Here is a 10431-nt window from a genome sequence, read left to right as displayed (position 1 = left end):
CCGCCCGGCGCCCCCCTCGTGGTGGGGCCCGTGGTTGCGGTGCTGGACTCGGCCGGGGCCGGTCCCCACGCACAGGATTACGGCGACGGGCACCGGCCAGTTCCGCCGGACGTACGGCATGAGGAGCAGCGCGGCCCCTCCGTACGCCACCATCGCGGTGGCCGAGTGGCCCGAGGGGAAGTACCCGGTCGACGGGTCGAGGGGCCCCGGGCGCGCCGTCCAGAGCTTCAGCGGCACCACCAGGGCCGGCACCGCGGCCATCGCGGCCGCGGCGACCAGGACGTCCCGGCGGCTGCCCCGCCACAGGGCGTACGCCATCGCCACCACCAGGACCGGAAGCGCGACCTCCGTGTTGCCCAGGTCGGAGAGAGCGCCGCTGAGCCACCCCGGGCCCGTGCCGACGAGGGGGTGGTCGAGGCGCACATCCAGCCGCAGCAGCGGTCCGTGGGCCAGGACCTGCCAGGTGATCAGGGCGAAGAGGAGAAGACAGCCGAGCGCGGAGAACAGCACGCGCCGCAGTGGGGAGAGAGAAGCCGGCCGCCCGGGAACAGGGGGGGTAGTTCCGGGGCGGCCGCCTGGACCGGTGTGCCGCGCGCCCCGGGGGGTGTGGGGCGAGCGGCCATCCGATCGGTGAGGAGACCCGGAGCCCGAAGCTCCGGTGGTGTGCGCGAAGGCACGACCAGGCGCGAGCTGGGGAGGCCCTTGCCTGGGGTCGCTCACAGTCATCCGTGAGCGAGGTGTTTCTCTCATCTGTCAGAACCGTACGGCAGAGGGACGGGGGCCGACAGCTGGAACCGCATCCCGCCATCGGCCCCGCACACGTTCTTCACATGCCCCGACCGTTGCGGGAGGTCATACCCCTGCGAAGGCCTGCTCCAGCAGGTCCAGGCCCTCGTTCAGCAGGTCCTCGCCGATGACCAGCGGGGGCAGGAAGCGCAGCACGTTGCCGTAGGTGCCACAGGTCAGGACCAGCAGCCCCACCGCGTGGCACGCCTTGGCCAGAGCCGCGGTCGCCTCCGGGTTGGGGTCCTTGCCGCCAGGCTTGACCAGCTCGACCGCGATCATCGCGCCGCGGCCCCGGACGTCGCCGACGATGTCGTACTTCTCCTGGATGGCGGTCAGCCGGGCCTTCATGATCTCTTCGATGCGCCGGGCCCTGGCGTTGAGGTCCAGCTCCTTCATCGTCTCGATCGAGCCGAGTGCGCCGGCGCAGGCCACCGGGTTGCCGCCGTAGGTGCCGCCGAGACCGCCGGAGTGCGCGGCGTCCATGATCTCGGCGCGCCCGGTCACCGCGGAGAGCGGCAGACCGCCGGCGATGCCCTTGGCGGTGGTGATCAGGTCGGGCACGATGCCCTCGTCCTCACACGCGAACCACTGGCCCGTGCGGCAGAAGCCGGACTGGATCTCGTCGGCCACGAAGACGATGCCGTTGTCCTTGGCGAACCGTGCGATGGCGGGCAGGAAGCCCTTGGCGGGCTCGATGAAGCCGCCCTCGCCGAGGACCGGCTCGATGATGACGGCGGCGACGTTCTCCGCGCCGATCTGCTTGTTGATCATGTCGATGGCCTGGGCGGACGCCTCGGCGCCCGCGTTCTCCGGGCCGCTCGGCCAGCGGTAGCCGTACGCCACCGGCACCCGGTAGACCTCGGGCGCGAACGGTCCGAAGCCGTTCTTGTACGGCATGTTCTTCGAGGTCAGTGCCATCGTCAGGTTGGTGCGGCCGTGGTAGCCGTGGTCGAAGACCACGACGGCCTGGCGCTTGGTGTACGCACGGGCGATCTTCACGGCGTTCTCGACGGCCTCGGCGCCGGAGTTGAAGAGCGCCGACTTCTTGGCGTGGTCGCCCGGGGTCAGCTCGGCGAGCTGCTCACAGACCTCGACGTACCCCTCGTACGGGGTCACCATGAAACAGCTGTGGGTGAACTCGGCGAGCTGCGCGGACGCCCGGCGCACGACGGCCTCGGCTGACGCGCCCACGGAGGTCACGGCGATGCCGGAACCGAAGTCGATGAGGCGGTTGCCGTCGACGTCCTCGACGATGCCGCCGCCCGCCCGGGTGGTGAAGACCGGCAGCACGGAGCCGACACCCGCGGCGACCGTGGCATTGCGGCGGGCCTGGAGTTCCAGCGACTTCGGGCCGGGGATGGCGGTGACGACGCGGCGCTCCTGCGGAACAGCGGTCATGGGGGGCTCCTGTGGGACGAAATCGGACGCTTCCTCTCACAGCAGGCTAGGGGCGCGTCCAAGGGCTGGGCATGCTCCGTTCGGTAGTGGTCCGGGTGTGTCCTTGTCCGCGACGGACATAGCAGCGTGATGACGCCCGGCAGCGGGCACGTGGCACTAGATTGAGGCGGCGCACCGCGCACAGGGCAGAAGGCGCACCGCACAGGGCAGACACAGCGCAGACCTGGCTGGTCAGGGGGCAGGGGTCATGGACACCGAAGGCACGTACGACGCACGCTCCACCCGGGGGGCCGGACCCGTCCCGCACCCCGCGGGGCGGCCGGCCGTTCCGCCCCCGCCCGGCTACGCACCCACGACAGGCCCGGTGCTCACCGACTGGCTGGCCGCCCCGCGCCACCGGGAGGGGCCCGGCGTCTGGGCGTACGGCCATGTGGAGCGCCCCCCGGAGTCCGAGCAGGTGCCCGGCCGCACCGTGCTCAGCGGCGCGGTCATCTCGCTGCTGGCCTGCGTCCTGGTCTGGTCGCTCTGGAACAACGGCTACATCCCTTACTGGCGCGTGCCGTTGGAGCTCTTCACGCCGGGGGACTGGTGGAGCCGCCAGCGGATGGGCGAACCGGCACCGCGCGGCGCCGAGAACGCGCTGGAGGTCTACCGCTTCCTGATCGCGGGCGCCCTCCTCTACGGCTTCGGCCGGCTCGGGAACTGGCGCGGGGCCTTCGAGCACGCCGTCCAGGGCCGCTCAGCGCGCGCCCGCGCGACAGCGGCCGCCGCCCTCGCCCTCCTCGTCTGGATCTTCGTCTGGACGAACACCCTGCCGGGGCTCGACATGGTCTTCCTGCTGCTGCCGTCGTCCTGGCTGACCGGTGGCGGCGACCGCGTCGTGGCGGCGACCGTGGTCTACACGCTGTACGGCCTGATCACGCTGGCCGTGGTCTGGCCCTTCGCCCGGCTGGGCCGCTGGCGCACCCTGCTGCGCCCCGGGCAGCTGCCGCAGCAGCGTGCCCCGCAGGAACAGGCACAGACACGGGCGAGGGCCGGTGCGGCCCAGGAGCCCCCGGTGCCCGGCCCGGCCGACTGGCCCGAGCTGCGCGCCCAGGGCCTGACCGAGCTTGCCGACCGGCTCTCCGACGAGGTGCGCTCCGGGCGGATGAACGACGTGGACTACACCCGGATCCGGCGTGCCTGGCGCTCCGTCCAGGCCGACCCGGCCCGCCTCGGCTCCTTCACCGAAGCGGTGCGCAGGTCCGGCGCCGCCGCCTGTGTGCACCCCTCGGGCGCCCGCGACCTGCCGCTGCGCGCGGCCCGGCACGACCTCCTCGTACGCCAGGTCAGGCTCGGCACGGTCGCCCCGGGGGAGCGCAACCCGTACGCCAGGCGCGGCAGTTCCCTCGCGCTCGAACCGGAGCTGCTCGGCACCTCGCTGCTGGCCGTCGGACCGCCCGGCGCGGGCAAGACCCGGCACCTGGTGCGGCCGGTGGTGGAGTCCCTCGCCCTCCAGGCGCTCGCGGGCCAGGCCGCCGTGATCGCCGTCGCACCGGCCGGCACCCAGCTCGGCCCCGACGAGGCGTACGACGTCGTGGTCAAGCCCGGCGACCCCGCGTCCGTCCATGACTTCGACCTCTACGGCGGGGCGACCGACCCCGACGAGGCCGCCGCCGTACTCGCCGAGGCGTTCACCGGCGATCTCCCGGAGGTCGACAGCAGGCGCGCGGCCACCGCGCTGGCTCAGCTGCTCGGCCCCTATCTGGCGGCCCACGGCCGCTTTCCCTCGGTGCCCGACCTGCGGGAGCTGCTCGACGGCGTGCCGGCCGCGCTCGCCACCCTGCGGGAGGCGCTCGACGCGGGCGGGCACTTCGGCCTGCAGCGCGAACTCGACGCCCGCGCACGGCAGTCCGGGACGCCGGGCGACCCGGGACCGGCGCTCGCCGACCGCGTCGCCTCCCTCGACCGCCCCGCCTTCGCCGGGTTCTTCGACACATCGGGGACATCGAGGCCCTTCTCGCTGCGCTCGCTGGAACACCCCGTACGCGTCAGGATCGACCTCCCGGAACGTGCGCATGCCGAGGCGTCCCGGGTCCTCGCCCGGCTCGTACTCGCCCAGTTCACCGCGAGCGCCGCGGCCCGCGCCGACCGTTCGCTCTTCGCCTGTCTGGTCCTCGACGACGCCACCCGCACCGTCACACCGGACTCGGTCCGCGCCATCCAGCGGCTGCGCTCCGCGCACGCCGGAGCGGTCCTCACGCTGCGCAGCCTGAGCGACGTACCGGACGAGCTGCACACCGCGCTGCTCGGCGCGGTCGGCTGCCGGATGGCGTTCTCCGGGGTGACCACCTGGGAGGGCAGGTCCTTCGCCGAGGCGTGGGGCACCGAATGGGTGGAGACCAGGGATGTCACCCAGCGCACCGTCTTCGCCGACCAGCCGCTGACCCGGGCCATCCACTCCTTCCGCAAACTCGTCACGGGCAAGGCCGTCACCACGGACGCCGTCACCGTGCGGCGGGTCGAGCGCGAGCGCTGGTCCGCCTCCGACCTGGCCCATTCGGTGCCCGCGGGCCATGCGGTGCTCTCGCTGACGACCGTGCGCGGGGAGCACGCACCCCCTCTTCTGGTGGATCTGGGGGGCTGATCCGGCGCGGGGACCCGTACGCCCTGGCAGAATCGGTGGAGCCGTTCATACGGGACGGCACAGTTCTCACTCGTTCTTCAGCAGAAGGCCCTACGGTCCCCCCATGCCGCCCACCCTTGCCTCACTCGTCCACCACTCCACGCTCAAGCTGACCGTGCGTGCGGGGGAGGGCCGTCTTGAGACGCCGGTGCGCTGGGCCCACGTCAGCGAGCTGGCCGACCCCGTCCCGTACATGGAGGGCGGCGAACTCCTCCTCATCACCGCGATGACCCTGGACACCGAGGACCAGGAGGCGATGCGGCGGTACGTACGGAGGCTCGCCAAGGCCGGAGTCGTCGGGCTCGGCTTCGCCGTCGGGGTCCACTACGACGACATCCCGCCCGCGCTGGTCGCCGCCGCCGACGAGGAGGGCCTGCCGCTCCTGGAGGTGCCCCGGCGCACCCCGTTCCTCGCCATCAGCAAGGCGGTGTCGGCCGCCATCGCCGCTGACCAGTACCGCTCGGTCACCGCGGGGTTCGAGGCCCAGCGCGAGCTGACCCGGGCCGCGCTGAGCGGCGACGGCCCCGGCGACCTCGTGGCACGCCTCGCCTCCCATGTCAGCGGGTGGGCCGCCCTCTACGACGCGGCGGGCGCCGTCGTGTCGGCCGCCCCCGAGTGGGCCGCGCGCCGGGCCGCCCGGCTCACCCCTGACGTGGCCAGACTGGGGGAGCGCCCGGCGCCCGCGAGCGCCGTCGTCGGCGGCTCCGACGACCGGGTGGAGCTCCAGTCCCTCGGCACCGGGCGCCGCCCGCACGGCGCGCTGGCCGTCGGCACGGCCGCACCGCTGGGCACCGCCGAGCGGTACGCGGTGCACTCGGCCATCGCCCTGCTCACCCTGACCACCGAGCGCTCCCGGGCCCTGCGGGCGGCCGAGGACCGGCTGGGCGCGGCCGTGCTGCGGATGCTGCTCGCCGGGGAACCGGACCACGCCAGGGCCGTCGCGGGCGACCTCTACAACGGCCTGCTCGACGCCCCGTACCGGCTGCTCATCGCCGAGGGCACCCCCGCGGCCCTCCAGGAGCTGTCCGAGACGCTGGAGGCCGGGGCCTCCCGCGCGGGCGAGATGGTGCTCGTCGTCCCCGAGGGCGAGCGGCTCGTCGTGCTCGCCACCGACGGCGGGGCCGCGGTCACGGCCTGCACGGCGTACGCCCAGCGGATCGAGGCCCGCCAGGCTCCCGCCGAGCCACTGGTCCCGGGCGGTGCCACGGGCGCGGCGGCCGACGACGACCAGGTCGTCATCGGCCAGTCGGCGCCGGCCGGCACCATCGCCGCCGCCTCCGCCTACCGCCAGGCCGAACAGGCCCTCTCGGTCGCCCGCCGCCGCGGCCGGGTCCTGGTCGAACACGAGGAACTCGCCACCGGATCCGTGGTGCCGCTGCTCGCCGACGACGCGGTACGGGCCTTCGCCGACGGGATGCTGCGTCCGCTGCACGAGCACGACCAGACCGGCCGCGGCGACCTGGTGGCGTCGCTGCGCGCCTGGCTCGCCCACCACGGCCAGTGGGACGCGGCCGCCGCCGACCTGGGGGTCCACCGGCACACCCTGCGGTACCGGATGCGGCGGGTTGAGGAGATCCTCGGGCGGTCCCTGGACGATCCGGACGTACGGATGGAGCTCTGGCTGGCACTGAAGGCCACCAGCATGCCGTGACCGGGACCGCCATCTGCGGCTCACCTCGGGAAGCCGACCGGTCCCCGTGGCCTCCGCCCGCGCCCGAGCCGACCGGCTCCCGTGGCCTCCGCCCCATGCCGTGGCCGGGACTGCCGCCCGCGGCCCCCGCTCCACGACATTCCGGCACCCCCGTGGCCCGTACCACTCCACGTCGGCCAAACACAGCGGCGCATCCGACCCCTACCGTGGAAAACACCAACCACCACCACGGAAGGGCCGGAACACATGACCTCCACCCACGCCTTCTGGCTCGCCGGCCGCCGGGCCACCGGCGATGACACCTTCGATGTCACCTCCCCCTGGGACGGCCGGCTCGTCGGTACGGTCGCCGTCCCGACCGACGCGCAGGTCGAGGAGGCCGTCGCCGCCGCGCACGCCGTCCGCGACGAGTTCGCGGCGACGCCCGCCCATGTACGCGCCGCCGCCCTGGACCATGTGTCCCGGCGTCTTGTCGAGCGTACGGAGGAGATCGCCCAGCTGATCACCGCCGAGAACGGCAAGCCCATCAAGTGGGCCCGCGGCGAAGTCGGCCGCGCCGTATCGGTGTTCCGGTTCGCGGCGGAGGAGGCCCGCCGCTACAACGGCGGCGAGGCACAGCGCCTCGACACCGACGCGGGCGGCGCCGGCCGCCTCGCGCTGACCCGCCGCTTCCCGCGCGGCGCGGTCCTGGGCGTCGCGCCGTTCAACTTCCCGCTGAACCTCTGCGCCCACAAGATCGCTCCGGCCATCGCGGTCGGCGCGCCGATCATCCTCAAGCCCGCGCCTGCGACCCCGCTCTCCGGGCTCGTCCTCGGCGAGCTGCTCGCCGAGACCGAGCTGCCCGTGGGCTCCTGGTCGGTCCTGCCGGTCGCCAACGACAAGATGCCCGCCCTCGTCCAGGACGAGCGGCTCCCGGTCATCTCGTTCACCGGCTCCGACAAGGTCGGCTTCGCGATCATGGACTCGGTCCCGCGCAAGCACATCACCCTGGAACTCGGCGGGAACGGCGCGGCCGTCGTCCTCGCCGACTACGCCTCCGAGAAGGATCTCGACTGGGCCGCCGCGCGCATCGCGACCTTCTCGAACTACCAGGCGGGCCAGTCCTGCATCTCGGTCCAGCGGGTGATCGCGGACGCCTCGGTGTACGACCGGCTCGTCCCGAAGATCGTCGACGCGGTGGCCCAGCAGTCCACCGGCGACCCCGCAGACGCGGCCACCGACGTCGGCCCGCTGGTCAGCGAGGACGCGGCCAAGCGGGTCGAGACCTGGGTCGACGAGGCGGTACGGGCGGGTGCCAAGCTGCTCGCGGGCGGCAGCCGGGAGGGCGCGAGCTACTCGCCGACCGTGCTCGCCGACGTCCCCGCGGACACCACCGTCGCCTGCGAGGAGGTCTTCGGCCCGGTGCTGACCCTCACCAGGGCCGACGGTGAGGCGGAGGCGTTCGCCGCCGTCAACGACTCCAAGTACGGGCTCCAGGCGGGCGTGTTCACCCACGACGTGCAGACGGCGTTCCGCGCCCACAGCGCCCTGGAGGTCGGCGGTGTGATCGTCGGCGACGTCCCCTCGTACCGCGCGGACCAGATGCCGTACGGCGGTGCCAAGCAGTCCGGCGTGGGCCGTGAGGGTGTCCGCTTCGCGATGGAGGACTACACCTACGAGCGGGTCATGGTCCTCACGGGCCTCGCCCTCTGACCCGGCCAGGCCCACCGGACGGCCTCCGTCCGGCCTGACCCGATCGGACGCACCCCGTCCCCGCCCGGCCACCCCTCAGGCACCCGAGGGGTGGCCGCTGTGCGGGGAATGGGGTAGATACGGACGAGTAGCGATGACTGGCCCGCCCGGCTGCGGGCAGGTGTGTCCACCCGACATCCGCGGTGAGGAGTACCCCTCATGACCGCACCACTCGACAAGCCCAGGGTCACCGAGCGCGAGGCGCGCCAGGTCGCCGAGGCCGCCCGTGAACAGGACTGGCGGAAACCGAGCTTCGCCAAGGAGCTCTTCCTCGGCCGCTTCCGGCTCGATCTGATCCATCCCCATCCGCTGCCCGACCCCGAGGCCGCCCGGCGCGGCGAGGCCTTCCTCGCGAAGCTGCGCACCTTCTGCGAGACCCGGATCGACGGCGCGCTGATCGAGCGCGAGGCCCGGATCCCCGACGAGACGGTCAACGGGCTCAAGGAGCTCGGCGCGCTCGGTATGAAGATCGACACCAAGTACGGCGGCCTCGGTCTCACCCAGGTCTACTACAACAGGGCGCTCTCGCTGGTGGGTTCGGCCAGCCCGGCGGTCGGCGCGCTGCTCTCGGCCCACCAGTCGATCGGGGTGCCGCAGCCGCTGAAGCAGTTCGGCACCCAGGAGCAGAAGGACGCCTTCCTGCCCCGGCTGGCCCGTACCGACATCTCGGCCTTCCTGCTCACCGAGCCGGACGTCGGCTCCGACCCGGCCCGGCTGGCCACGTCGGCGGTCAGGGACGGCGACTCGTACGTACTCGACGGGGTGAAGCTCTGGACCACCAACGGTGTCGTCGCCGACCTGCTCGTCGTGATGGCCCGGGTGCCGAAGACCGATGAGGGCAAGGGCGGGATCACCGCCTTCATCGTCGAGGCCGACTCACCGGGCATCACCGTCGAGAACCGCAACGCCTTCATGGGGCTGCGCGGCCTGGAGAACGGGGTCACCCGGTTCCACCAGGTCAGGGTCCCCGCGGCGAACCGTATCGGCCCCGAGGGCGCCGGCCTCAAGATCGCGCTCACCACTCTCAACACGGGCCGGCTCTCGCTGCCGGCGATGTGCGTCGGCGCGGGCAAGTGGTGTCTGAAAATCGCCCGTGAGTGGTCGGCCGAGCGGGAGCAGTGGGGCAGGCCCGTCGGCCGGCACGAAGCGGTCGGGGCCAAGATCTCCTTCATCGCCGCGACCACCTTCGCCATCGAAGCGGTCGTGGACCTCTCCTCGCAGATGGCCGACGAGGACCGCAACGACATCCGGATCGAGGCGGCGCTCGCCAAGCTGTACGGATCCGAGATGGGGTGGCTGATCGCGGACGAGCTGGTCCAGATCCGCGGCGGACGCGGCTTCGAGACGGCCGAATCCCTCGCGGCCCGTGGCGAACGGCCGGTCCCCGCCGAGCAGTTGCTCAGGGACATGCGCATCAACCGGATCTTCGAGGGCTCCACGGAGATCATGCATCTGCTGATCGCCCGGGAGGCCGTCGACGCCCATCTCTCCGTCGCCGGCGGCCTGATCGACCCCGACACCTCGCTGACGGACAAGGCGAAGGCGGGGGCGCAGGCCTCCGCGTTCTACGCCCGCTGGCTCCCGAAGCTCGTCGCGGGCCCCGGCCAACTGCCCGGCAGCTATGCCGCCTTCCACCCGGCAGGCCACCCCGACCTCTCCGTCCATCTGCGCCAGGTCGAGCGCTACGCCCGCAAGCTGGCCCGCTCGACCTTCTACGCCATGTCGCGCTGGCAGGGGAAGATGGAGACGAAGCAGGGCTTCCTCGGCCGGATCGTCGACATCGGCGCCGAGCTCTTCGCGATGAGCGCGGCGTGTGTACGGGCGGAGCTGCTGCGGGCCTCCGGCGACCACGGCCGGGAGGCGTACCAGCTGGCCGACGCCTTCTGCCGGCAGGCACGTCTGCGGGTCGACGAGCTCTTCGGGCGGCTCTGGGCGAACACCGACGAACTGGACCGCAAGGTCGTGTCCGGTGTGCTCTCCGGGACGTACAGCTGGCTGGAGGAGGGCATCGTCGACGCCTCGGGCGAAGGCCCCTGGATCGCGGAAGCGGCCCCCGGACCCTCCGCCGCCGAGAACGTCCACCGCCGCATCCGCTGAACCGGGCGGCGCGGACCCGGGCCCGGGTCTGCACGGCGGGCACAGGGCGGAGCGAGCGCGCCCCCGGGAGCGCCCTGTCCCCGGGGCGGGCGCTAAAGAGACC

At 73.1% G+C, this 10431-nt stretch carries 5 protein-coding genes and 1 pseudogene; 4 read left to right on the top strand and 2 right to left on the bottom strand.

Annotated elements, in window-relative coordinates:
* Window positions 1-510: pseudogene (locus ACFXBC_RS33975) on the bottom strand (phosphoesterase); the annotation flags it as partial.
* A 342-nt stretch (window positions 511-852) separates the two neighbouring features.
* Window positions 853-2184 carry a 4-aminobutyrate--2-oxoglutarate transaminase gene (gene gabT / locus ACFXBC_RS33970; protein WP_385033594.1) on the bottom strand — a complete coding sequence of 444 codons (1332 nt, stop codon included), beginning with the start codon at window positions 2182-2184 and terminating at the stop codon, window positions 853-855.
* 247 nt (window positions 2185-2431) lie between these two features.
* Between gabT and ACFXBC_RS33965 the strand changes: the two genes are divergently transcribed.
* The 4 genes from ACFXBC_RS33965 (at window position 2432) to ACFXBC_RS33950 (ending at window position 10328) form a co-directional block, all read left to right on the top strand.
* On the top strand, window positions 2432-4810 hold the full coding sequence (locus ACFXBC_RS33965) for an ATP/GTP-binding protein (protein ID WP_385033591.1): 2379 nt from the start codon (window positions 2432-2434) through the stop codon (window positions 4808-4810).
* A 103-nt stretch (window positions 4811-4913) separates the two neighbouring features.
* Window positions 4914-6500: a PucR family transcriptional regulator gene (locus tag ACFXBC_RS33960; protein WP_385033588.1), complete on the top strand. Its 1587-nt coding sequence runs from the start codon at window positions 4914-4916 to the stop codon at window positions 6498-6500.
* Between the two features lie 246 nt (window positions 6501-6746).
* Window positions 6747-8192: an aldehyde dehydrogenase family protein gene (locus tag ACFXBC_RS33955; protein ID WP_385033585.1), complete on the top strand. Its 1446-nt coding sequence runs from the start codon at window positions 6747-6749 to the stop codon at window positions 8190-8192.
* 198 nt (window positions 8193-8390) lie between these two features.
* Window positions 8391-10328 (top strand): acyl-CoA dehydrogenase family protein, encoded by a 1938-nt coding sequence (locus tag ACFXBC_RS33950; protein WP_385033582.1) that lies wholly within the window; start codon window positions 8391-8393, stop codon window positions 10326-10328.
* Window positions 10329-10431 lie beyond the last annotated feature (103 nt).

The sequence above is a fragment of the Streptomyces sp. NPDC059398 genome, assembly GCF_042751845.1.
Taxonomy (GTDB): Bacteria; Actinomycetota; Actinomycetes; order Streptomycetales; family Streptomycetaceae; genus Streptomyces.
The sequence above is the reverse complement of the archived record's forward strand: the minus strand, read 5'-3'. Positions and strand labels throughout refer to the sequence as shown.

Bases quoted from the DNA above. Each gene is read 5' to 3' on its own strand.
- ACFXBC_RS33960 (WP_385033588.1), top strand. From the start codon at position 4,914: ATGCCGCCCACCCTTGCCTCACTCGTCCACCACTCCACGCTCAAGCTG.
- ACFXBC_RS33955 (WP_385033585.1), top strand. From the start codon at position 6,747: ATGACCTCCACCCACGCCTTCTGGCTCGCCGGCCGCCGGGCCACCGGC.
- ACFXBC_RS33950 (WP_385033582.1), top strand. From the start codon at position 8,391: ATGACCGCACCACTCGACAAGCCCAGGGTCACCGAGCGCGAGGCGCGC.
- gabT (WP_385033594.1), bottom strand. From the start codon at position 2,184: ATGACCGCTGTTCCGCAGGAGCGCCGCGTCGTCACCGCCATCCCCGGC.
- ACFXBC_RS33965 (WP_385033591.1), top strand. From the start codon at position 2,432: ATGGACACCGAAGGCACGTACGACGCACGCTCCACCCGGGGGGCCGGA.